The organism is Metabacillus sp. RB-C-LZQ-3-1 (assembly GCF_058315175.1).
This window is the reverse complement of the sequence record NZ_JBZFLI010000009.1, coordinates 143,354-165,307: the sequence shown is the minus strand read 5'-3', so window position 1 is coordinate 165,307 and position 21,954 is coordinate 143,354. Positions and strand designations below refer to the sequence as shown.

Below are 21,954 nucleotides of genomic sequence, written 5' to 3'. Positions count from 1 at the left end.
TTTCTACCTCATTACTTTGGTTAATTTTTCTATCCCTTTTTTAAGTGTTGACACAAAAGGATCAATCATGTTTTCATTGTGATCAAGTGATAAACTAACCCTGATTGCGGATTTAGCAATATCTTCGCTCTTATTCATTGAAAGTAATGCCTGGCTCATTTTTTTACTTCTTGATGAGCAAGCAGATGTTGTTGATACAAAAATATTGTTTTCACCAAAAAAGTGGATAAGCACTTCTGATTTTAAAGCTGGTACTGAGAAATTTATGATATGCGGTGCATAAAAATCCTCAGGGGTATTTATTTTGACGCCTTCTATTTTCATTAATTCAGATCTTAATTTCTTATGAGTTTGAAAAAGACTCTCGATTTGCTGGTTTCCCTTTTCAAAAGACATTCTTAATGCCTTAGCCAACGTCACATTCCCTGCCAAGCTCTCTGTACCAGATCTTAATTGTAACTCTTGAGCTCCTCCAGAAAATAAAGGGACGAGCTGAACACCTTTTCTTACGAACAAAGCTCCTGTTCCGTTTAAACCATGAAACTTATGTCCTGAAATTGTACATAAATCGATCTCTGATTTGTAAAATTCCAAAGGGACCTTTGTAACACCTTGAACATGATCAACGTGGAAAATCGCATTTGAGTTTTGTTTAATAACCTGTCCAATCTCTTCAATTGGCTGTATTGTTCCTATTTCATTATGGACATGCATAATTGAAACAAGAACAGTATTCTTTTGAAGTGCTTCTCTAACATCCTCGACAGCTACTCTTCCATTTCCGTCTACCTCTAAGTATGTTACTTGATAACCATGAATTGATTCTAATTGTTTACATGCTTCTAAAACAGAAGGATGTTCAATAACAGTTGTAATGATATGGTTTCCTTTATGGCGATTTGCAAATGCTGCACCCTTAATAGCAAGGTTATTTCCTTCTGTCCCACCTGATGTGAAAATGATCTCTTCATCTGAGACACCTAATAAATTTGCAACTTGCTTTCTTGACTGAGTTAATAAAACCTCAGCTTCACTCCCTAACTTATGAATTGAAGAGGGATTAGCAAAGTATTCCTCTGTTACTTTAATATAAGTTGATAGTACATCTTTATATGGTTTTGTCGTTGCACTGTTGTCTAGATACAACATTTTGGTTCCTCCAAATAGCTATGTAATTAAAGCTTTTATCAATGTGTAATCATATCACAACGCAGCGCGAAAGAAAAATGAATGATATAAGCCTATACAAAAACTCGCCATTAGGCGAATTTTTATATAGGCGAAGATAGAGCCATAGTTACCCTTATCATTTATACACACGTATAAAAAAACAGGAAATACAAAGAGAAGGTTACCCCTACATCTTTCATTCCTGTTAAAATTTCAGCAAACTATTTTCGAACTAAAACTTGATCATCTTGCTGTTCATTTAATAAATTTTGAATCTTATCCATTGAGCCAGGTTCAACTTGTTCAATAGCAGCTGCCGCAGCATCTAAAGCTTCCTTATATAAATGCTCTCTAAACAATTTCTCTGCTTCAATAAATTTGTTTGCTAACTGAGGCTGACGACTACGGTATCTATTACCATATTGAATGACTTGCTCAAATAAATTAACCTGTTCAATTAATTCATCCGCAAATTCTTTAAGAGATTCTACTGTTTCAACTGCATTTTTAAGCAACTCAGTCACCATCATCATATTGAGAGGAATTTCCTCTAATTTCATAGTTGCTTTTTGAACATCTCCTTTTCCTTGTTCAATAAGCTGTACAAACTCCTCAGGAAGTCCTGGAATATTGCTAAGTTGAACAGATCTTGTTGTTTCTAAAAGCATTCGTTTTAATGAAACTAATTTCTCTCGTGCTTCAAGCTCATCTCTTCTAAGTGTTTGAAGCATTTCACGATACTGGTTGTGCTCATCAAGCAGTTCAAAGATTTGCTTTTCAATTTCTTCAAGTTCTTCTTTGACGATGGAATGAGCAACTTGATCTTCTAAAAGATTTTGCTGAATTTGGGCAAATTTCTTTTCTAGCTGTGTAATACGCTTTTCTATTAGCTTTTGCTTATCAAGCTCAGTTTCTGATAATTGATAGCTTTGCTTAACAAGATTTGTTTCTTCAATCGTAGCTATCTTTTGTTCAGATAGCTTATCCAGATTACCACTAATTTGATCTGTCTTTTGTTTTACAAATTGATTTGCCTCGACCTCTTTTTCTAAGAGATCATATAATTGGTCGACAGATTCTTGTATAAGTTGAAGCCCTTCCTGAACATCATCAAGGTCTGCTTCCTCAATCTTCACTTGAAACTTTTCTAAGTTATCATTTATTTTGTCAAGTTCAACATCCAGCTGAATATGTTCTAAGTAATATCCGGCCTGCATCATTTCTTTATAGCCTTCTTTTAGTTCATTAACTAAATTAGGAATGGTGACAGTACATTCAGTTAATAATTTAGGGATTTCATCCATTTTATACTGAAGAACGTCAAGCTGTTGCTTTAAATTGATCAATACTTTTCTAGCTAGGAGGTAATTTCCTTGTTCTGTCTCAGTATCAAATTCTTTAAGAGAATCTGTAATTAAGGTTAAATCCTCATCTAATTTCCTGTGTGCTTTACCGAACTGTCGGCTATGTGCTAATAAGGTTTTTTTCACTTTTTTATATAACTCTTTAACCTCTTCACTTTCAATAGCGTTCTTTTCCTCACTTGTTACTAACTCATTGATCTCCTCAATGATCTTGTCAATATTTTCGTTGACTGTCATTAACATCTTATCAATATGTTGAAGGACATTTTGTGACTTATTAAATCGGTATTTATCAGCAAATTCTTCTGCATCAAACAAAAGCTCTTCAATCTCCGGAAGTTGACTAGTGATAATTTCATCCCATTCACTTCTCCATTGTTCGAACAATTCTTCTGCTTGTCCAGTCATTTTTAATTCTTTCACCTTTGATAATTCATCAATAATGGAACGATTCATAACTTCAATTTTTCGTGCCTCTAATCGATCAACCTCTTTATAGATCTTTCTTCTAAACATGTATCCAGCACCAGATAAAATACATATCAGAAGGACTAGTCCAATTAAAACCTCCATAGTTAGCCCCCTCGTTACTACACAAAATCCTTGATTAAGGAGAAAATATTTTCTCCATTGACGTTTAAGAAAACATCAATTTTATATTTTAATGTATGATAATTTCAGTTTGAAAATTTCACACGATAACTATGCCCTTATACTTCTTATTATCGTCATATCATTGAGACTTTCCTAATGTTATTTTCAATGTATTTATGATACCATGTAAACGACATTTTTTGACCAGAAATTTTAATTTTTTTACATTATTTGTTCAAGTCAATAAAATGACAATCAAGAACCTATCAAAAGGGGTCGAATTAGGATTTTAAAGATCAGGAGGGTACTATGTATACTAAAAAGGACGGACATGTTCATACACCTTTTTGTCCACATGGAACAAAGGACACACTTGACATGTATATTGAACAAGCAATCAAAGAAGGATTTACAGATTTAACTTTTACGGAACACGCTCCGCTTCCAAAAGGATTCATTGATCCAACACCAATGAAAGATAGCGCAATGGAACATAACCAAATGGAAGATTATATTGAAAGTATTCAAAGGAGAAAAGAAAAGTATAAAAACGATATTCGTATCCATATTGGATTAGAAGTCGACTATATTAAAGACTACGAACAAGAAATAACAGATTTCTTAGACAAATATGGCAAATTTCTAGATGATAGTATTTTATCCGTCCATTTTTTGAAGATTAATGATCAATACTATTGCATGGATTATGATGAAAAGACATTTGGTTTAATGCTTCATGAAGCAGGTACCCTATATAATCTTCATAAAATTTATTATAATGAAGTCTTACAATCTATTCATAGTCGATTAGGAGAGTATAAGCCTAATCGAATTGGTCATATTACATTGGTGAATAAATTTCAAAAGGTATACCCAATAACTTTTTCGAATCTAAACATCATTGAGAAAATTCTAGCTTCCGTTAAAGAACAAAACATGGAACTGGATTTTAATGTTGCCGGATTAAGGAAAGAGTATTGTGGAGAAACTTATCCAAATCCAGATATCGTACAATTAGCTCAAAAACAAAAAATCCCTCTCATCTATGGTTCTGATGCCCATAGTGCCAGGGATGTTGGAAAGAACTATACACATTATGATCTTTTAACGAATCGCTAATAAACGACTATCTTTTGAAGTAGGTTCTGTTAACAAGGAATTAAGCCAAATTTTTAATTCTTTGTAATATTGATGGACGAAATACGCTTCATGTGGTTGAATATGAAGGACCTCACTCATGTATTGGGGCTGTAAATACGGAGTATGCAAAAGACTTCTTAGCTGAATAATCATATGTGGGACAAAACCTTTTCGAAACTGTCCTTCCTCGATCCCTTGTTCGAATAATGATTTAATGTAATATTTTTCTTTTGTTAAATAAGTTGTCATTACTTCACGGATCAGCACGGAATCCACCGTTACTTCCCGATAGACCAATCTTGAAAGTTGGCGATTTTCATGCTGATAGTAGAGCAAATCAAGAATCATTTTACTTAATACTGCGTGAGCATGGCTAAACTGAATTTGGGTGTAATTTTCTTCAATCACTTTTAAGTATCCTTCATAGTAATGGGACACTAAGTATTCTAGCAAACCACCCTTACCTTTGAAATAATAAGAAATATGGGCAACATTAACATTTGCTCTTGCAGCAATCTCCCTAACAGAAGTTCCAGTAAATCCCTTCGAGTTAAAAAGATAGATAGCTGCATTTATTATTTTTTGTTTAGTATCTCTTTTATTTTCTTGAATCACATTTCACACCCCCTATACCTTATGTTACAAATTCAATTTTTAGGGGAATTACTCCTTCATGTTTTTCTCGACAAAGTTTTATTTACATTAAAAAAATAATCAAAAGGTGGTAAAAAAAGATGTTTCATGTCGAAAAATACCAAGGCAATAAGCCTGAACAATATTCTTTAGTTATTAGACAATTAAAGGCACTGGTAGAAGGTGAAAAAGATTTAATTGCAAACCTATCTAATGCCTCAGCTTTATTAAATCAATTTTTAGATGATATCAACTGGGTAGGCTTCTATCTGATGAAAGAAGATCAGCTTGTATTAGGACCTTTTCAAGGTCTTCCTGCGTGTGTACGAATCCCTTTAGGAAGAGGAGTTTGCGGTACTGCTGCTGCAAATAAAGAAACATTAAGAGTTGCAGACGTGCACCAATTCCCAGGGCATATAGCATGTGATGCCGCTTCTAACTCGGAAATTGTTGTCCCACTTGTATCCCAAGGTAAAGTTATTGGTGTCCTCGATATCGATAGTCCTTCAAAAGATCGATTCAATGAACAGGATCAAGCTTTTTTAGAAGAGTTTGTTGACGTTCTAGCAGAGCTATTATAAAGTGAAACTTCCATCAATGGGGTTCCCCACTGATGGTTAGTTGAACCAATTAAACCTTTTTACGGACAGTTATTCTCCACTTCCCTTTTTCTAAACTTAATAGCATGATGCAGGGGTCTTACTACCTGTTAAGAGTTGGATAAAAAATAAAAAAGGTGAGCTGCTTTTAGCTCACCTGAACAATGACTTGATTTTTCCCTAAATTCTTTGCACTATATAAAGCCTTATCTGCTCGGCTAAACAACTGATCATAATTTTTTCCATTTTCAGCCTTCCAAGTTGATACACCACAGGAGATTGTTACAGTCGGCGAAGTGTTTTCTTTTACTTTTTTCACAATTCTTTCTGCAATAGCTATTCCAATATCAATTTCAACATGAGGTAAATAGATCGCCAATTCTTCTCCACCCCATCTTGCTCCAATATCATGATCCCTAATATTATTTTTCATTATTTTCGCAACCTGAATGAGGACTTCATCACCTACTTGGTGTCCATACGTATCATTTACAGCCTTAAAATTATCGATATCAATTAAAATAAATGTACCTTGCCGATCGATCTTCATCGAGTTTTCAATACAAGAATTCATATAATTGCGTGAATATAATTGTGTTAATTGATCAGTCTTAACTAATGTCTCAAGCTCTTCTCTTAATAAAGAATTTGATAAAGCTAGTGTGGAATGGTGTATGAGTGATTGAAGTAATTTAAACATATCAAAAGAGAAATGATATGGATTTTTATGTAAAACAAGAGCACAACCTTTAAGAGTATCACTCTGAACCATCGGAACAGCCATTACGGAAGAATATGGCACATTAGGCAAATATGATGTGATGTCTCCTAAAAACAATCCCTCTAAATCTTTTTCAAGCTTCTCCTGAATATAGTTAATATAAACTTTTACTTCTTCTGATTCAAAATAACTTGTGCTCCCTGGGAAAATTTGAATATCTTTATTATGATTTTTATAATAGAAACCTACCTCATCTGCTTCGAAAGATTCTAAGATTCGCTTAGACATATAATTCATTGTATCTATTAATCTAAGATTTTTGTTTAATCTGTGTGAGGTTTCATTAATTAATTGCAAATCTTTAATTAGCCTTTTTGATTGGTCGTAAAGCTGAGCATTTTCCATCGCAGTTCCAGCAGCATTCGTTAGCATCGTAATAAAATTCCGATCTTGATCATTTATTGTTATCGAATCATGTGCAACTACCTGCAAGACACCGTACACACCTTGTTTTCCTTTTAAAGGCGAATACAGGGCTGTGCTTTTCTTTTGTTCATGGCTAGTAAACAAAGCTTTTCCCGTAACAAAAGCTTCCATAGCCATTTCATCATCATCTTGATCATCAAAGCCTAGATTTTTTATCGGTAAATGGTTTTTGTTTTCATTATCATGTGATAGAAACAAATAGAACGTAAAGTCCGTATACATGTTTTGCAATGTTTCTATTAATGCTACTAAGACATCATCCTTATTCATTAAAGAGTGGAACTGCTCTGTAAGCAAATATAACTTTTCATTTTTTTGTTCCTTTAACTTTAATTGAAGAATCTCTAAGCAATAGCTATAAAAATTTGAACATACTTTTGAAACTTCATGTAAATCAGCACAAAGGTCAGCCTCATGAAAGTCCTTTAACTCGATAACGCCTTGTAAAAATCCGTTACTAAAAACAGGGATTAATACATCCTTATGATTCCAAAAAGCTTGTCCTGCCTTGAATTTGTGTAGGTACAATTTAAATGGGAATGATTTCATATGCGGAAACAATGAATGACTTTGATTGTAAGGATAAAAAGCAACATGACTAATAGCAAGCTCTCTTTGTATAACATTAGAAAGCTCCTTATTTATATCAGGAACTGAATAAAAATCTTTGCAACTATTTATAAAATCAAAAAAAGCACTTTTCATTGCTTTTAGTTGAACCTGATTATTCATAAAATCACCCATACCATTAAATTACAAAATTTGATAATTCATTATATCATAAAACTAACTATTATATAGCGGTGGAAAAGTTTTTATTTACAAGGCAATATATCATCAATCTTATTTTTTTATGTAAAGCTTCTTGACTTTATACATACAAAAACATATAATGTTCGTTGTGTATAAAATATGCAGCCTATTGATGGAGCAATTATGATTTCATTTTATTCCCCTTTTCATAAGGAGGTGTATCGAGTAACTCTATGCTGCTGGAGCGAGGATACATGAAAATAAAATGTGCTTAATTGTCAGTCAGTCTGGTTTTTATTTTATGCAAAATAAAAACATAAAGGAGGAGTTAGCATGGCTCGTTATACAGGCTCAAGCTGGAAACTCTCTCGTCGTTTAGGTATTTCATTAAGTGGTACAGGTAAAGAATTAGAAAAGCGTCCATATGCTCCAGGACAACACGGTCCAGGACAACGCAAAAAAATCTCTGAATACGGTTTACAATTACAAGAGAAGCAAAAGCTTCGTCACATGTATGGTGTAAATGAGCGCCAATTCCGTAACTTATTTGATAAAGCTGGCAAAATGGCTGGTAAACATGGTGAGAACTTCATGATTCTTCTTGATTCTCGTCTTGATAACGTAGTATACCGTTTAGGTTTAGCTCGTACTCGCCGTCAAGCTCGTCAATTAGTTAACCACGGTCATATCATTGTAGATGGCGGTCGCGTAGATATCCCATCTTACCAAGTAAAACCTGGTCAAACTATTACTTTACGTGAAAAATCTCGTAACCTTGACATCGTTAAGGAAGCGATCGAAGCAAACAACTTCGTACCTGACTACCTAACATTCGACGCAGATAAATTAGAAGGTACTTTCACTCGCTTACCAGAGCGTTCTGAATTACCTGCAGAAATTAACGAAGCTCTTATCGTTGAGTTCTACTCTCGTTAATCTTAGCATTAAGCATTATAATGCAAATAAAACCCTTGAAATGTTGTTAAATCAACGTTTCAGGGTTTTTTTCGTTTATATTTATTTTGCAAAATGGAGCAAGATAATGCACTAATCTGGGGCCACTGGGCCCAAATTGGGGCCAAAAAAATAATAGCATGGGTGAAGGAATGGAATGAAAAACACTGCTAGCATGGAATAAAAAAGATAATGATGTAAATGTGATTTATTATGTTAAGGTTAACCGTGGTAATTTAAGAGGAAAAAGTAGGCATTGGTTAATATGCGTCGAGTGCTGAAGGTAGGAAAAACATAAATTAAAAAATGAGATGTAGTGGTGTAGTATTATTATAATAATTACTGTTCAGGGTAGTGATTAAAGATAATAAGCATTGAGATTTAACTCCCAATGCTTATTTAAAATAGGGTTACTAAATAAGATCTAATAAATGTTTTTTATAAAAAGATCTTGGTGCCACCAATCTTAATGTGTTTAGTTTAATGTGAAAATTGCAGGACCCTAGCCTTTTGCCACATTCACAAGGACAAATTTTCTTGTTAGCTATTCTTTTTTTCATACAAAGCAATGATAGTGCTTTAGCAACCTGATTCGGATTTGTAAGCCCTAATATATCACAGTAATCATTGAATATCCCCTTTTTACCGTGTTCAAGTTCACCAAAAATAAAGTCGCCTCCATTTTTCAACTTATAAGAAACGGCATATAAATATGGTACTAGGCATTCTTCCGCATAAGTATTCAATGTTGCCGATTCTTGGAGTTTTAAAATGACTCTAAGTGGTGAACCTACACACAATGTATCATCCGGATTAATGTGATAATTGTTATCCCTTGGTATTTTTCCTTTTAACTCTTTAACTTTTGGAAGTTCAATCGGAAACCCTTCAGGAATCAAAATCTCTAGTTCATACCTATCCTCTATGATTGGACCACCTTCGTAATTTGCTCTGAATCTAAATGTACCTCTTAGATTTAACTCCCTACTCTTCATAGGACCAAAAGACATTTCCGGGTAATCATTTAGGAATTCCAATGCTCCGTGTAAGTTCATATCCAACCGCCTACATCTTTTGTTTCCATGGTTTAGCAGGCTCGCTAATGTAATGATCTTTCGGTTTACTAAATGGAGTAGATGAATTACTTAAACCAAGTTTTTTCTTGAGTTCCTCGCTATTTATTGATATCGAAAAACTTTTGCTAATGGCTTCAGTTAACAAAACAGGATCTTTCAGTGTTGTTATACTATTGTAATCTCTCCGAGCCTGTTGCAACCAAATCTTAAAGTTCTCTTCTAAGTTTAAATGAATGTACTCAGGCATAGCCCATCTGTCTGCAAAATCCTCTTCAGGATTGACCGGATTAGGGACACGAGGAGATTGATTATTAATCATACCAGCCATTTTCTCTAATATATTACTTAAAGCGACGTATATATCACTTTCTCCATTATAGGCTCTTGCTGCTAATGTTGTAATAATTATGGAAATCGGCTTTGATTCATCATCACCAAACATAATATCTCGGTGTCTCTTTAATATTTGTATACATCTCTGAAGAGGGCTTTTTTGTTTATAAAGTGGTACCTTATCCACTTGAGCTTTTTCTAATAAAACGTAATTTTCAGTAGTTTTATTTTGTTCATTAAACCAAATACTATAACCTTCAGGATTACTAATATTCCACTCATCAATAATTTTTTTATAATTGGGATCCCTGTCATCTGTAATTGAGATGGCTTTTTCAGATGCCCCCTTTGCAACACTCTCCCCTGTTCCTCTCATATTCATAGCTTCGAATAGCATAGATTTCTTAAAATCATCGAGGGGGATAGCAGGGACAATATCTAGGTGAAAGCTAATATCATCATGATACTCAAGTCTCCAGCAACGATGCTTTGGAACTAAAGGCTCTAAAATTCCTCTTGCTTTTCTGTAGGCTTCTAGCTCTTCTCCAACAAGTGTTTTTAATTCTTCCTGTGTATGGGAACTTTTACTGATTCCTTGGCGTAGCTTACAGGCAAGATCTAAGTCATATTCATCTTCCTCATTAATAGGGCGAATAGCAGTACCTAACAAAAAAGAACCTTGAGGAAAGATATGAACATTATAACCACTGAGTTTCGAGTTATCCCTGTTAAACCATTCTCCTAAATCTTCATATCTTTTTTCTGCCTTCTCATAAGCAGAATCTGGTAAATCCAAACGTTCAACTAATTCCTTTAATACAATATCTTCCCGATTATTCAACCCGAAACACTTCCTTTTAAATTATTCAATACTCCAAACATGAGAAAAGCCATTATTTTCGTCATAAATCCTTAAAGGTAAATCCGCTTTTGGCATCCACGCTCTTCCAATTTCAACAGCTATAGAAACTGGGGCAGCAGGAAACAAATGAAGTTCATTTTTATGACCATGGTTACTTTTAATTTGATCCATTAATTTTCTGAAAACTTCTCTAAATGATCTCAATTGCTCCTTACTTTTTAAAAAATCATTATACGGATTTTCTATCGTTAATGTCCAAATCGACACATCGTTTCCTAATACATCCCGAATACGACTATTATCTATTGTCCCACTTAATGAAAGGTTAAGTGCAACAGTATTTGTTTTTGTATCCGGCGGGATAACAACATAGTCAAATTCTTCAGGGGTCTCTTGCCATTTCCAATCTGAAGGTTCACGATGCAACTGATATACATCCGCAGCCTGTATATCGGATAACAATCTTCCAAGTTCTATTAAAAGCGGCTGGGGAGCTAGGGCAAATATGGACATATGATTTATACCGGCTTCAATTCTAGGTAATACTTTTCCTTTAAATTGTCGCCTTAAATTTTCAGCCTCCATTGTCCAATACAATTGTTCTTTATCATTAAACATACTGCCTTCAAAACCTAGTTCCATTCCCGTTTTTTCTGCAGGGTATTTTTCAGGTAACATAGCATATACCGCTTTCTCCATACTAACATTTGAACCATTTTGTCCAATATTCGCTCCATATAGTAGAACAGTCGATTGCTTTTCTTCTGTTAAAGAAGTCAGCATCTCCATTTTTTCCTCATGCCTCTTTTTCATCCCCAAAAGTAATTCTTCGGGGTGTTCTTTAACTTGATCACGGTCTATCAATCTATGATGGGTATCACACATTAACATAAGGTTCTTAATATCTTTACTCAATAATTCTGAACGCTGCTTGTCTCCCCTCGGACCATCAGGACTATCTGCCACAATATGAGCTATGTAGGCAGAATTAAATTCGGACTTAGTGGTTGAGTCATACCATAAAGGCTTATTACACCCCTCATACTGACAACGCCCTGCAGCCTTACCCCATAGCCTTATTTTAACCTTCTCAGGTATTGGTGTTTTTGACATACCTATCGCCCCCTATTGAAAATCAATTCCCTGTTATTCCTATAATGAATTCTTTATATTAATATTTTTTGTATATTCGGATAATATACCATAATCATATCCTCCCAACTCTCAAATTATAAATACTCTATCTACTAATATTATAATACAGAATATTTAAATATAGTTACATATTTCAAAACATATGTTCTTTTTTTGTTTTATAATAGAGTCGGATATGACATTTTAAGGTGAGGTGGACTATGGAAAACAGGTGATTGCTTTCTTATTTGAGAATCTTTATACCAAAATTCTCCATGAGGAACTGATCGTACTTACAGAAAGTTTGTCCCCAACAAATAACCAGATCAAAAAAAGATATCTTACTATGAAAGAAGCTGCCAACATAAACGGGATTAGTTCTTCTGTTTTGCGTCAATTAACGTATGCAAGAGCTATGCCACATTTAAAAGTTAAAGGCCGGATAATACTTGAGGAAAACGAAATTAAACCGACAATTTCGGATTACAAAATGAATGATTGGTCAGATCCAGATAAAAATTGGGATGTTTCAAAGATACAATCAGAAATTATTAATTTCGAAAAAAATAAAGGAGGGCCTAGAATGATAGAGGATATTCTCAGGCAGATAATTAGGGAAGAACTTGATCAATTCTCTAAAGATCTAATAAAAGAAACCAAAAAGGAAAAAAAACGATACTACGGTAGAACAGTCCTAACGGTAAAAGAAGCAGCTGACTACTTCAGAACAAGTCCTACAACTATATACAGTTTATTAAAAGAGGAAGGTATGCCACATTTCAAAATTCAAAGTAGATCATATATTGTTTTAGAAGAAGCAGAAGCGTTTTTATGGAGAGAAACTGCAAAATCATATGCAGAACAAGGGAATATATATTGGCAGCGCATACTTCAAAATCTTGATTGGGAAGAAAAAGAGCGAAATGCAGCCTATGCAAGAGCTTTAAAAAGACTTGAAGAGGATTTCTAATGCTTTAAAATCTCCATTTATATGTCACAGCTGAAATAGAAAATTAGTCCTTTCTCATCTAATACAACGTTTATATAAAGACTTTATTGTTTTTGTATATGAGCGGGAATATAAAAACCGCCTTAATAGGTATAAAGGCGGTTTTTATATTAGCGAAAACTTCCGAAAAAATAATTTATTCAATTTTAATTGACCTTCTACTAGCCTTGTTATACACGCGGTTAATTTCTTTTTTGGATTTCTCTACTTCGGATTTAATCATAGAATAGTCACTAGACTTGGGATTTTCAACTTTCTCCAATGTTGTTCCAATAGCTCCTACCATGTATCCAGCAGCGCCTAGTAAAAGTCGAATTTCCCCCATCAATTCCATAGTTAATCCTTCATGAGCTTTGTTTTTCATATTATTTTCTTCTGAAGACTCAACGATTGTTGCAAGCTCTATCTTTAATTTACCAGAGTATATTTCCATGTGTTTATTCTCCTTTTTACTAGTGATATATTATCTAATCCCATTATGTTAAAGCCTAATCTCTATATAATTTAATGAACGTTTCCCAGAGAGAATCTTTTTTATTTGATAATTAGAAAGGTGAGATGTTGATTCCATTAGGTAATATTTTTTTATATTCTCAATACATACCTCATACAAATCCGTTTCATTTCTGCTATTTAGAAAAATTCTGATTTCTTTTATATTTTTACTCTCAAGTTCCTTACGCTTTTCCTTCTCTAGAACAGCAGATAATGTAATAAAACTGCTAAAATCAATTGAATAAGAACTATCTTTAATCATTATTCCAATCTCTTCATTTAAGTCTTTGTAGTAAATTTTATATGAGCATACTTGAATACCAGCATCTATTAACTGCTTTGTTTCTGTTCTCACTAAATCCAGATTTGAGGTTCGTTTTATGTGATTTACTAAGGAAAAGAAATCCTCAAAAGGGTATTCAATATTTATTTCTAAGGAGTTTTTTCCATTTTCATTTTTAAATATAAACATCGAACCATTCCTCATTTTTTTGTGGTTAAATATTTTCATTTAATGACCTTTTGCTTTTTCTGAGCCACTTATAGATTTTCTTTAGCAATTCGTTTACCCGCATCAATCAACGCCTTGTGTATAATATCCTTCTGTTCACATCTCTCACTACTTAAAAAATCGAAAATTATACTATCCGTTACGACTTCGTGTTTTGCAAGGACGGTTACAATATCCGATAAAAGCTCTTCAGAGATTTTTGATTGTGGAACCTCGTTTAATTTTGTGATTATATACATATCTATTTGTAGAAATCCTAAATGTTTTACGTACTGCATCTCTGCTCCTTCAACCACTAATTATTTGAGTCTTTGCATGTAAAGTTAATTATTGTATATTTATATATTATATTGTGCATATTTTTTATATATAATTTATTATATTTTATATTTCCATGGTTGTAAAATAAAAAAAGACAAAACTCAAATTTTAAAATGGATTGGAGGAAATAGACATAAAAACTGAAGAGAAACTAATTTTGGAGGGAAGGCAATGTGTAAGTATGTAAAAATGGATGAGTTAAAATATATTTTAGATACGGTAAAAGGAACAACACGAATGGTTATAAAAGGAGAGCAATCTGAAGACGGTCACTTGATAAACGATGAATTTGCTGTATATATTGATACAGATTGGATTAATAAGTCGATAAATGCCGATGAGATTGTAAGACAGTTCAAAAAGCGCCTTGAGGAAGTAATAGGTCATTCGGTTAAAGTGTTTCATATCAGTAATCAAGTAAGATAATCAATATATGCAAAAAGAAATGGGGCTTAAACGGTTAAGTTTCGCAACCTATTTTCTTAAACAATGGGGGAATACCTAATGATACGAAATACTCGCGATAGAATAGCTAAAGAAATAGCAAACGAAAAAAAGATAGAACTAATACAAGCTCAGGAAATTGTCGATTTACTTTTACAATTGATTTACAAAGAAGGTTATGTCGTTATCAAACAGGATACGCAATAATCAAGGTTACCCTTGACGAAAAAATGTTAGAATAACAGTAAACAAAAAAAGCAGATGGATGCCAATTCCTCTACTTTTCTGCTATTATTAAGAAGCCCATCTTAATTACATGCTGCCCAACACCTCAATTTCAATATGGTTTTCCTTTAAAATATTTATCACTTTAGCTAGATCTTCGAGTGGCGCCACCTAGAATAAACAAGCTGACTAGGCTACAACTTTATATGGAAAGGCGAGCAAGATAGCCTTGTGGGCCGAGACAGCCCCATAAATGCTGGCTTTTGGCTAGGAATCCATGCCCGTAGAGGCTCCATGTAAAGTGTCAATCTGCTTCCACCTTCCCTTTACAATAGGAGTTTTATTGGTTGCTCTCAACTATGGCAAAAGTGTCACTAGATCATGGCAATATTCACTACTTGAAATATTGATTATTACTTTATTTCCATTTACATAAATCGTTTGGGTTTTATTAAAGAAAAGATCCCCGACGTATACTTCAGATTTCGCAATGCGTCTAACTACTGCTGGAATCCACAATAGTCTTTTTCTTGTAAGTACCCCCTGATCATTTAGCATTTTACTTACTCGACTAACTGTTACAGATTGACTTAAATGTTCAAAAATCATTACAATACCAAATGTTAAATACAAAAAGAAACCTATAAATAGACTATACCTCCATTTATAGGTCATCTTTTTCATTACGAACCGTTTGGGTGGATTATTTACTCTAAGATTCACAATGGACGCGAATCGAAATGCTACCAACACTCCGACTCGTTTTTTAGTTATCCAATAGTATATAGCTAAAAAACGAATCGGAGTTTCGAAAATAAGATCTGTCAATTATTCCACAAGGGAAACCAAATTCAATTTATCGGTTTAAAATAGGTTCTTCAACTAGCTTGATTTGTTATCTTCATTCTTTTTAAAAGTAGAACATATGACAGGAATTACAAAAGCCTTAAATAATTCCCCCATGCCCTCATTCTGTTGATTTTTTATTGCATTAATTAGAGAATCATTGGCAATCCCGATTGGCACAGCATACTCCCCAAAATATTCAGCTAACCTTTGGTCTAAGTACTTGCCTCTAGTGAAACCGCATCGACAACTTTTTTCTAAATAGTCAAGATTAAATATATCATTGCAATTTTTACACAGTAATAGTTTCATATACGCTCTCTTCCTTGTCTAAAAAGCCGCAAACTACTTGCCTTAATTTTATTCTTCTTTTTAACAGACCTAAAAAAATACTAATCCTTCACATTATATTGAATCCATGATGTTTTATCCCATTGAAAAACTCCCTTGATATCTTCAATAATTTGATTCTTAGTAAGCCCCTGCTTTTCTAATTCACTATATAATTTGTAAAACTCCAATTGTTCAAAATAAGCATCACAGTAGGTTTGGCCAGCCAAATAGCATTGGCATTTTGTTTTTTCAATGAACCCCTGTCCACTCCGACTTGCATAGCAGAAAACAGAATTTTCAATTGCTTTTTTGATTGTATTAAGATGGTTATTCTCCATCGGCTGCCCTCTTGTTAAGTGCTATTTACCTTCGCCTTCCTCTTCTTCCTTAATCCACTCCTGCATAATTTCCATAGTTTGCTCATCTTTGATATATCCATTTATTTTTTCTAATAGCTTCCTGTTTTCGAACATCGCTTTCCGCATATCCGAATTATTCTTTTCACTTTTATTACTCATTAACTCGTCAATTATTAATTTTAATAATAATGTTTTTATTAACTCTACATTATCTGTTTCTTGAATCCAGTTCCACGTGTGTTCTGTCAATATCATATGAAATTTTTCATTCGATAACGCTGCCAACACTTTTTTCATATCCGAAAGTGATCCAAATAAAAATTGATTTAACATCGTCGAATATTCATTTTTTTCTATAAAGACTTTAATACTATAAGCGATAGCTCTCAATTGTAGTTCTTGGTCTTCTGTTAATAGGATATTATCATTGTTGAAATAAAGAAAAGCATCCCCATCAGCTAAATACATTTTACTTTCTGTAGATGCATCAGATATTTCAAGGGATGGCTTAACTTGTTCATGAAAGATTTGAAGTTCTCCTTCTATTAAAGAAATTTCATCGATTAAAGTTTGTTCAATACTTCCCCCAAAATCTGGAAAATGGTTCTCTAAATTTGCTGCTACTTCGTCCAAGGGAATATGAGTTTTGATTTCTCTACCTGAGAACCTTAAATCCAACATCATCATTCCAAATTGCCGTTCAACAATTTCCGGATGCCCTTCAACTTTATTAAAAGCTTTCATAAACGAAAAGTGTTCTTGAGGCAAACATATCCATGTCCGCGCAATAGCTTTTATCATATCAGATGATTGAAATTTTGGACCGTCCTCATGTTTACACGCTAAATAAATTAAGCCTTTTAAATCTTCTACTATGTTCAAATAATAGATCATAAATTTCAATGCGCCTATCTGCACCGGTGAGGAATAGGACCTTAGAATTCTTAAAAACCACTGAACGAAACTCTCCCTTGAAAAGAGATTAAAAATAATTTCAAACTTTTTTTCTTGATCAGCAATTAGCCACTTATCCAGAACCTCAATCTTATCAATGTCATTATTAATAAGACTAAATCGCGGAAGCAATCTCTCTGCGTCCACCCTAACAGGTAGATCAATTGGAGTAGAAAGATGCATGTCCGCCCACTCCTTAGCTTTAACACATTGTTTATAGTCAATATTACCACTGACTAAAGCGTATTTAGGTAGACGACTTTCTATGAGCATTGCAATAGCTAAGATATACAAATGATACTCATGCCCCTGCGTCTTTGAATCAAAAATGCGTACAATATGCTGCTCTTGATTCTCAAATAAAATATCTTTTCTTCCATCAGATTCAATCGATTTCTTATAAACACTTATTTCTTTATAAAGTTTAAAAGTTTCTCCATATTTTTTGCTATTCAAATCTCCACAAAACTGCCAGAACTTTTTTGGCTCAACTCTTTCTTTTGCTTGTACAAACACAGGGATAGTGAGTCCAAAGTAATTTTTCTCTTTTATATCTGCAAACGGAAATGCGTTTAATAATTCAAGACTTTCTTCGTACACCTTCCCCCATTGTAGTTGAGATACTCCTTCGGGCAGTAGTGACAAACCAACATACGTTCCCAAGTTAACACACCTCCAGCATTGTAATTATTGATACAGCGAAAAGCAGATTATGGTATATTCTTTTATCATAGCTTTCAATAATGGTACTTTATTCGTTACCTAGAAAGTTTTAGTGAAAATAATCGAGAATCAGCCAAACCTAACTCATAGCAAATTTGATTCTGTTCACTTAATATCTTGAAGAAGACTTCTTTTAATTTATCCCTCTCGCTTTCTGATGATAAGAGCGATAATAATTCACTTTCAAGACTTTCTAGTAGTTCCTTCTGCTTTGAATCTGATTTTTTTATTAAAGCTTCATGAATACGCTTCTCGACAAAATCATTAAATGCTTCATCAAATGAAAGATCAGCCAATTTCCCCACCTCTTTTTATATATAATTATGTATATTTTTTATATATTATTTATTATAAAATATGTTTATTTGCTTGTAAATTGGGAAAACGCTAAACTAGACTAAAAAGGGTAATGATTATGATTAATAAGAGAACAGGAGAATTGATTAGAAAGATCCGAAAAGAACATAAAGTCTCTATGATAGATTTGGCTTCAGCACTACAAACCACGCAGCCCCGATTATCTAGAATCGAGGCTGGAGAACAAGATATAAGTATCCGTTTTATAGAACAATTTTGTAATTATTTTAACATCCCTCTTCATGAATTTTTCAAGCAATTAAACGATATGAGTGATGAACAAAACCTAATTGATCAGCAGTTAATACAAAGCATCCACTTACTAACTGAAAAGCAAAAGAAGAACCTATTTGCATTTTTATCTGCTCTTAGAGAAGAATACTAAATTATAACGATAAAGATAGAGGACAGGAATTCATTACAACTATTAGAATGAACCACTTCTGTCATATTTTTCACTGCCTATCTCCATTAGATTTACCACTTATCGCCAATACATTGGCCAACGGGTAGCATCAGGAACGTCTATTTACAACGTTAAGGATTTTGAAAGAAAAATGCCTAAAAAGCCTAATCCCTTGTATTTTTTTGCAAGGGATTAGGCTTTTGATTTTCAACAAACACGCCCGTTGAATATACTTTTATGTTCAACAGTATTCTTGTACTGTGTAGCAAGGAATTTAGTTTTTCAGCTTCTTGTTCAACATAAGCTTCGTTACTTGAATAAGAAATGACGTAAATTAAAGACGATATTTTTATCTAAATATGGTAATATTATACTGTAATTCTATTAAATTAAGCGGGTGAAGCTGTTGACTAGCATACAAGAATTATACAGTGATTTCAGTGTGGATCATTGGTTCGATTTAGAGCCTTGGGATGTACATTATATGAATTTTGAACCTAATATCATTTACGCAGCACATAAAATTGGTGATGTCTATTATGCCTTTAGTAATGGAAGGTCCTATCTTTCAGATTTCGATTGTGAAAATTTTGGTCAATTAATATCTCAAAATGATGACACACACCTCAGATACATAAGATCTAAATTTCTTCAAAGTGCTTTATCTTTTTACAACTACGCCATCGATTTATCTTGGCAAGTTATCTGGTTTTATCTAGGAGATAACTCATTTCTATTCATGGAGAAGCCTAGATACTATCAAAAATACGCTGGGTTCTGTACTTTTCCAACCCTACTTGAAGTGGTTGGATTAAGAGGCAGGGATGAATTCAGGCAACATTTACTTGCCTTTAATAACAACCCTCTAACGTTAGAGGTGAGACAACTATATAACTATGTAAAACATAGAGGTAGCTTATATACCAAAAATTTAGGTGAGCAATATAATAGCATGATGATGGGATATGTTAGTGGTAATATAGAATATACGCCTCAAATGATTACTAGAAAAGTCTTTGATTTGGATGAATGGAAAGAAAAATTAATTGAATTTGACCAGTTGTTTTTTCACTATTTTGAGGATTTAATCCATTTGATACTTCCACAAAATTATCAAACTACTAAATATGATTTTGGTTTATCCCTTAATTATAATCGCAGAAGGTTAGAATTTATACAAAATGACATGGAAGATTATGAGAGACGATTTAATGAGAATTTTTCAGGATAAAGCGATTTGCTTTATCCCTTTTTATTTTTAGAAAGGATTAATACATATTATAGTGAATCTGGCCCGTTTGCGGAAGACTGATTGCTGAAAACCAATTAAATTTGCATATCATTTTTCATCCAAAAACTTTGGTTTTTAAGCTTTAATCATTCAGAAGGTATCGAATGGTAAACAGTAGAAAAATAATGCAAACAATTAAGAGGAATTTAAAAAGTATTAATAAGGTTTAATAGTTGGAATCAAAAATAGTTAGTTTTCTTTGTACCAAATAAAGCCAATCTTGCAGCATTTGTACTTCTTCTTTATCTAACACCTAACATTTTTAAAAATTGAATCTTAGCGGTTCTTTATCTATCGACTAAATCTCTAAATGTATTATCGTACAAACGTAAAATAACATTAAATGCTTCTAGATCTAATTCCATTGTAAATATAATTTCGTCGTCATCACAACCAGCAGTAATATTTTCATTTTTTTCTTTTTCTTTCATACTATTTATTCACCTCTTTCATATATTTACGTAAGTAATGAAATGGACGTTGATAGTTTTAAATAAATGGATTAAAGATGAGGTACAAGTGACTCGATACAAATACAAAAATTTTAAAGATATTTTTAGCAGTTTGGAAGATAGTTCGTATATTATTTGTTCCAAATGCTTTAGTAATTTTTGCACTGTAGATTGTTGGAATAATCATATTTGTACTTTCAAAAGTAAATGATGTCACCCTCTAAAGGGGGACAAACTTACTTACACATCTACATACAAATTTTTATTAAATTCTAGACCTGCAACTTTGCTTAATAGTCTACTATTTAAATAATTCCGGTACCAAAAACTTAGTTGCAACAGCCCCAGCTTTTTTTAACGATACCACACCTACTGATAATTTTACTTGTTTAAGCCTATCAACCATTAACGAATCTTTAAATATCTTGTCACGGATGTTTGTTATTCGCTGACTTCTATCGCCATATTTAGTCCTTTTTGAAAAACTTTCATCAGGAAGTACAAATAGTACTCCATGTTTACTTTCTGGATCCTGCTCAGCCAGTATACAGTATCTCCAAACCTTATCCACAAGTTGTTCCAATGGCTCAGTACCAGTATCTAATTCGATGTTTAAATACCTTATTTTTTGTTCTTGACTATCATACTCCCTTTGTAAAATCCAGTCTGGGCGTATAATAGTTACCCAATCACCATTACTTTTTTTATACTGTTGATTGTTATTTATAAATTGGGCCGTTCTAGCATGTGCAGCTCCCTTGTTAAACATAGCTACTGGCTTACTTGCCTTCTGAATCCACATTTCATAAGGAACATGGGACGGTGCCAACGAGCTAAATAATTTAGTTTGATTGTAATGCTTATATTGCGGCAATGATAATCTTTGTTTAGTGGTACACATAATATCCAGAACTACCTCTTGTGTATATAAGAAATGAAGTTTATTCTTCTTTTCTAATAGTTGATATATTTGATTCTTATTATAATCCTCAAACAAAAGTCCATTTTCAATTAACAAATTGATTCCACCAGAACCAATTGAAAAATACTTAAAACGTTCACCATCGAAACCATCTGCAAAACTAGATGAACGAACTAATTTAAATTCCTCCAGTCTTCTTAATCGATTTTTAAATGAATATTCTTTAATTTCTTCTCCCAAAAATTGAGTAAAATACTTGTATAGTTGTGCCATTGTAAGTAGCCTATGGCGTTCTAAATATTCTAATAACAAGATTTCTGAAATTTTAACTTCCAGCCGGGATCTCCCTTTCCCTTTAATTACATTAACATTGTCCAATCTTATTCAAACTCCCTTTCATATCAGTTTTAAAAATTTTTGAGAAAAACATTTAGCACCTAACCACTTCTATAGTTGTAGCGGTTAAAGTCTATTACCACGGAATAAA

At 33.2% G+C, this 21,954-nt stretch carries 25 protein-coding genes; 8 read left to right on the top strand and 17 right to left on the bottom strand.

Going from position 1 to position 21,954, the window contains the following annotated elements; translation table 11 throughout:
* Positions 1-3: 3 nt before the first annotated feature.
* A complete protein-coding gene (locus AC4GZ8_RS15750; RefSeq protein WP_491082843.1) occupies positions 4-1,149 on the bottom strand; it encodes a cysteine desulfurase family protein in 1,146 nt (381 codons plus the stop codon).
* A 242-nt stretch (positions 1,150-1,391) separates the two neighbouring features.
* Positions 1,392-3,107 carry a septation ring formation regulator EzrA gene (ezrA, locus tag AC4GZ8_RS15745; RefSeq protein ID WP_491082842.1) on the bottom strand — a complete coding sequence of 572 codons (1,716 nt, stop codon included), beginning with the start codon at positions 3,105-3,107 and terminating at the stop codon, positions 1,392-1,394.
* A gap of 330 nt (positions 3,108-3,437) precedes the next feature.
* Between ezrA and hisJ the strand changes: the two genes are divergently transcribed.
* Complete coding sequence (gene hisJ, locus AC4GZ8_RS15740) at positions 3,438-4,247, top strand: histidinol-phosphatase HisJ (RefSeq protein WP_491082841.1); 810 nt, start codon at positions 3,438-3,440, stop codon at positions 4,245-4,247.
* Here the strand turns inward: hisJ and refZ are convergent.
* Positions 4,233-4,883, bottom strand: coding sequence for a forespore capture DNA-binding protein RefZ (refZ, locus tag AC4GZ8_RS15735; RefSeq protein WP_491082840.1), 651 nt, complete (start codon positions 4,881-4,883; stop codon positions 4,233-4,235). The two genes, hisJ and refZ, sit on opposite strands and share 15 nt — an antisense overlap.
* Before the next feature lie 119 nt (positions 4,884-5,002).
* On the opposite strand from refZ, the gene AC4GZ8_RS15730 reads away from it, so the two are divergent.
* On the top strand, positions 5,003-5,482 hold the full coding sequence (locus AC4GZ8_RS15730; protein ID WP_491082839.1) for a GAF domain-containing protein: 480 nt from the start codon (positions 5,003-5,005) through the stop codon (positions 5,480-5,482).
* 166 nt (positions 5,483-5,648) lie between these two features.
* Here the strand turns inward: AC4GZ8_RS15730 and AC4GZ8_RS15725 are convergent, their stop codons facing one another.
* Positions 5,649-7,439, bottom strand: a complete 1,791-nt coding sequence (locus AC4GZ8_RS15725; protein WP_491082838.1) for a sensor domain-containing diguanylate cyclase — start codon at positions 7,437-7,439, stop codon at positions 5,649-5,651.
* Positions 7,440-7,793: 354 nt separating this feature from the next.
* On the opposite strand from AC4GZ8_RS15725, the gene rpsD reads away from it, so the two are divergent.
* The gene (gene rpsD / locus AC4GZ8_RS15720; RefSeq protein ID WP_491082837.1) at positions 7,794-8,396 is read left to right on the top strand and encodes a 30S ribosomal protein S4; all 603 of its coding nucleotides are present in this window, start codon (positions 7,794-7,796) and stop codon (positions 8,394-8,396) included.
* A gap of 431 nt (positions 8,397-8,827) precedes the next feature.
* Here the strand turns inward: rpsD and AC4GZ8_RS15715 are convergent, their stop codons facing one another.
* From AC4GZ8_RS15715 to AC4GZ8_RS15705, 3 genes are read right to left on the bottom strand one after another with little or no spacing between them, the layout of a single operon-like run.
* A complete protein-coding gene (locus AC4GZ8_RS15715) occupies positions 8,828-9,469 on the bottom strand; it encodes a ubiquitin-conjugating enzyme family protein (protein WP_251644855.1) in 642 nt (213 codons plus the stop codon).
* A 10-nt stretch (positions 9,470-9,479) separates the two neighbouring features.
* Positions 9,480-10,664, bottom strand: a complete 1,185-nt coding sequence (locus tag AC4GZ8_RS15710) for a nucleotidyltransferase domain-containing protein (protein ID WP_491082836.1) — start codon at positions 10,662-10,664, stop codon at positions 9,480-9,482.
* A 21-nt stretch (positions 10,665-10,685) separates the two neighbouring features.
* Complete coding sequence (locus tag AC4GZ8_RS15705) at positions 10,686-11,798, bottom strand: SAVED domain-containing protein (protein WP_491082835.1); 1,113 nt, start codon at positions 11,796-11,798, stop codon at positions 10,686-10,688.
* Positions 11,799-12,234: 436 nt separating this feature from the next.
* On the opposite strand from AC4GZ8_RS15705, the gene AC4GZ8_RS15700 reads away from it, so the two are divergent.
* On the top strand, positions 12,235-12,789 hold the full coding sequence (locus tag AC4GZ8_RS15700; RefSeq protein ID WP_491082834.1) for a helix-turn-helix domain-containing protein: 555 nt from the start codon (positions 12,235-12,237) through the stop codon (positions 12,787-12,789).
* A gap of 175 nt (positions 12,790-12,964) precedes the next feature.
* Here the strand turns inward: AC4GZ8_RS15700 and AC4GZ8_RS15695 are convergent, their stop codons facing one another.
* The 3 genes from AC4GZ8_RS15695 to AC4GZ8_RS15685 all read right to left on the bottom strand — a co-directional run bounded on the left by AC4GZ8_RS15695 (position 12,965) and on the right by AC4GZ8_RS15685 (position 14,112).
* Complete coding sequence (locus AC4GZ8_RS15695; protein ID WP_491082833.1) at positions 12,965-13,261, bottom strand: hypothetical protein; 297 nt, start codon at positions 13,259-13,261, stop codon at positions 12,965-12,967.
* Positions 13,262-13,309: 48 nt separating this feature from the next.
* Complete coding sequence (locus tag AC4GZ8_RS15690; RefSeq protein ID WP_491082832.1) at positions 13,310-13,795, bottom strand: hypothetical protein; 486 nt, start codon at positions 13,793-13,795, stop codon at positions 13,310-13,312.
* A 68-nt stretch (positions 13,796-13,863) separates the two neighbouring features.
* Positions 13,864-14,112: a hypothetical protein gene (locus AC4GZ8_RS15685; protein WP_251644849.1), complete on the bottom strand. Its 249-nt coding sequence runs from the start codon at positions 14,110-14,112 to the stop codon at positions 13,864-13,866.
* 214 nt (positions 14,113-14,326) lie between these two features.
* On the opposite strand from AC4GZ8_RS15685, the gene AC4GZ8_RS15680 reads away from it, so the two are divergent.
* Positions 14,327-14,581, top strand: a complete 255-nt coding sequence (locus tag AC4GZ8_RS15680) for a hypothetical protein (protein ID WP_491082831.1) — start codon at positions 14,327-14,329, stop codon at positions 14,579-14,581.
* 78 nt (positions 14,582-14,659) lie between these two features.
* The gene (locus tag AC4GZ8_RS15675; RefSeq protein ID WP_251644847.1) at positions 14,660-14,806 is read left to right on the top strand and encodes a hypothetical protein; all 147 of its coding nucleotides are present in this window, start codon (positions 14,660-14,662) and stop codon (positions 14,804-14,806) included.
* Positions 14,807-15,181: 375 nt separating this feature from the next.
* Here the strand turns inward: AC4GZ8_RS15675 and AC4GZ8_RS15670 are convergent, their stop codons facing one another.
* The 5 genes from AC4GZ8_RS15670 to AC4GZ8_RS15650 form a co-directional block, all read right to left on the bottom strand.
* Positions 15,182-15,652, bottom strand: coding sequence for a recombinase family protein (locus tag AC4GZ8_RS15670; protein WP_491082830.1), 471 nt, complete (start codon positions 15,650-15,652; stop codon positions 15,182-15,184).
* A gap of 54 nt (positions 15,653-15,706) precedes the next feature.
* On the bottom strand, positions 15,707-15,982 hold the full coding sequence (locus AC4GZ8_RS15665; RefSeq protein ID WP_251644846.1) for a hypothetical protein: 276 nt from the start codon (positions 15,980-15,982) through the stop codon (positions 15,707-15,709).
* Positions 15,983-16,062: 80 nt separating this feature from the next.
* Entirely contained in the window at positions 16,063-16,341 is a 279-nt protein-coding gene (locus AC4GZ8_RS15660; protein ID WP_491082829.1) for a hypothetical protein, read from the bottom strand.
* 21 nt (positions 16,342-16,362) lie between these two features.
* A complete protein-coding gene (locus AC4GZ8_RS15655) occupies positions 16,363-17,979 on the bottom strand; it encodes a hypothetical protein (protein ID WP_491082828.1) in 1,617 nt (538 codons plus the stop codon).
* Between the two features lie 95 nt (positions 17,980-18,074).
* The gene (locus AC4GZ8_RS15650) at positions 18,075-18,335 is read right to left on the bottom strand and encodes a hypothetical protein (protein WP_251644843.1); all 261 of its coding nucleotides are present in this window, start codon (positions 18,333-18,335) and stop codon (positions 18,075-18,077) included.
* 119 nt (positions 18,336-18,454) lie between these two features.
* Here AC4GZ8_RS15650 and AC4GZ8_RS15645 point away from each other — a divergent pair, with 119 nt between their 5' ends.
* Together AC4GZ8_RS15645 and AC4GZ8_RS15640 are read left to right on the top strand one after the other, a co-directional pair.
* Entirely contained in the window at positions 18,455-18,781 is a 327-nt protein-coding gene (locus AC4GZ8_RS15645) for a helix-turn-helix domain-containing protein (protein ID WP_251644842.1), read from the top strand.
* Between the two features lie 505 nt (positions 18,782-19,286).
* Positions 19,287-20,033 (top strand): hypothetical protein, encoded by a 747-nt coding sequence (locus AC4GZ8_RS15640; protein ID WP_491082827.1) that lies wholly within the window; start codon positions 19,287-19,289, stop codon positions 20,031-20,033.
* A gap of 347 nt (positions 20,034-20,380) precedes the next feature.
* On the opposite strand, the gene AC4GZ8_RS15635 is transcribed toward AC4GZ8_RS15640, so the two are convergent.
* Positions 20,381-20,524, bottom strand: coding sequence for a hypothetical protein (locus AC4GZ8_RS15635; RefSeq protein WP_251648477.1), 144 nt, complete (start codon positions 20,522-20,524; stop codon positions 20,381-20,383).
* 322 nt (positions 20,525-20,846) lie between these two features.
* On the bottom strand, positions 20,847-21,845 hold the full coding sequence (locus tag AC4GZ8_RS15630; RefSeq protein ID WP_491082826.1) for a replication-relaxation family protein: 999 nt from the start codon (positions 21,843-21,845) through the stop codon (positions 20,847-20,849).
* Between the last annotated feature and the right edge of the window lie 109 nt (positions 21,846-21,954).

What these genes read in the sequence shown, in the direction of transcription:
- AC4GZ8_RS15645 (WP_251644842.1), top strand. Translation starts at nt 18,455, where the DNA reads ATGATTAATAAGAGAACAGGAGAATTGATTAGAAAGATCCGAAAAGAA.
- AC4GZ8_RS15685 (WP_251644849.1), bottom strand. Translation starts at nt 14,112, where the DNA reads ATGCAGTACGTAAAACATTTAGGATTTCTACAAATAGATATGTATATA.
- AC4GZ8_RS15725 (WP_491082838.1), bottom strand. Translation starts at nt 7,439, where the DNA reads ATGAATAATCAGGTTCAACTAAAAGCAATGAAAAGTGCTTTTTTTGAT.
- AC4GZ8_RS15635 (WP_251648477.1), bottom strand. Translation starts at nt 20,524, where the DNA reads ATGAAAGAAAAAGAAAAAAATGAAAATATTACTGCTGGTTGTGATGAC.
- hisJ (WP_491082841.1), top strand. Translation starts at nt 3,438, where the DNA reads ATGTATACTAAAAAGGACGGACATGTTCATACACCTTTTTGTCCACAT.
- AC4GZ8_RS15680 (WP_491082831.1), top strand. Translation starts at nt 14,327, where the DNA reads ATGTGTAAGTATGTAAAAATGGATGAGTTAAAATATATTTTAGATACG.
- AC4GZ8_RS15700 (WP_491082834.1), top strand. Translation starts at nt 12,235, where the DNA reads ATGCCACATTTAAAAGTTAAAGGCCGGATAATACTTGAGGAAAACGAA.
- AC4GZ8_RS15660 (WP_491082829.1), bottom strand. Translation starts at nt 16,341, where the DNA reads ATGGAGAATAACCATCTTAATACAATCAAAAAAGCAATTGAAAATTCT.
- AC4GZ8_RS15705 (WP_491082835.1), bottom strand. Translation starts at nt 11,798, where the DNA reads ATGTCAAAAACACCAATACCTGAGAAGGTTAAAATAAGGCTATGGGGT.
- AC4GZ8_RS15675 (WP_251644847.1), top strand. Translation starts at nt 14,660, where the DNA reads ATGATACGAAATACTCGCGATAGAATAGCTAAAGAAATAGCAAACGAA.
- AC4GZ8_RS15690 (WP_491082832.1), bottom strand. Translation starts at nt 13,795, where the DNA reads ATGTTTATATTTAAAAATGAAAATGGAAAAAACTCCTTAGAAATAAAT.
- AC4GZ8_RS15750 (WP_491082843.1), bottom strand. Translation starts at nt 1,149, where the DNA reads ATGTTGTATCTAGACAACAGTGCAACGACAAAACCATATAAAGATGTA.
- AC4GZ8_RS15665 (WP_251644846.1), bottom strand. Translation starts at nt 15,982, where the DNA reads ATGAAACTATTACTGTGTAAAAATTGCAATGATATATTTAATCTTGAC.
- AC4GZ8_RS15715 (WP_251644855.1), bottom strand. Translation starts at nt 9,469, where the DNA reads ATGAACTTACACGGAGCATTGGAATTCCTAAATGATTACCCGGAAATG.
- rpsD (WP_491082837.1), top strand. Translation starts at nt 7,794, where the DNA reads ATGGCTCGTTATACAGGCTCAAGCTGGAAACTCTCTCGTCGTTTAGGT.
- ezrA (WP_491082842.1), bottom strand. Translation starts at nt 3,107, where the DNA reads ATGGAGGTTTTAATTGGACTAGTCCTTCTGATATGTATTTTATCTGGT.
- AC4GZ8_RS15730 (WP_491082839.1), top strand. Translation starts at nt 5,003, where the DNA reads ATGTTTCATGTCGAAAAATACCAAGGCAATAAGCCTGAACAATATTCT.
- AC4GZ8_RS15695 (WP_491082833.1), bottom strand. Translation starts at nt 13,261, where the DNA reads ATGGAAATATACTCTGGTAAATTAAAGATAGAGCTTGCAACAATCGTT.
- AC4GZ8_RS15640 (WP_491082827.1), top strand. Translation starts at nt 19,287, where the DNA reads ATGAATTTTGAACCTAATATCATTTACGCAGCACATAAAATTGGTGAT.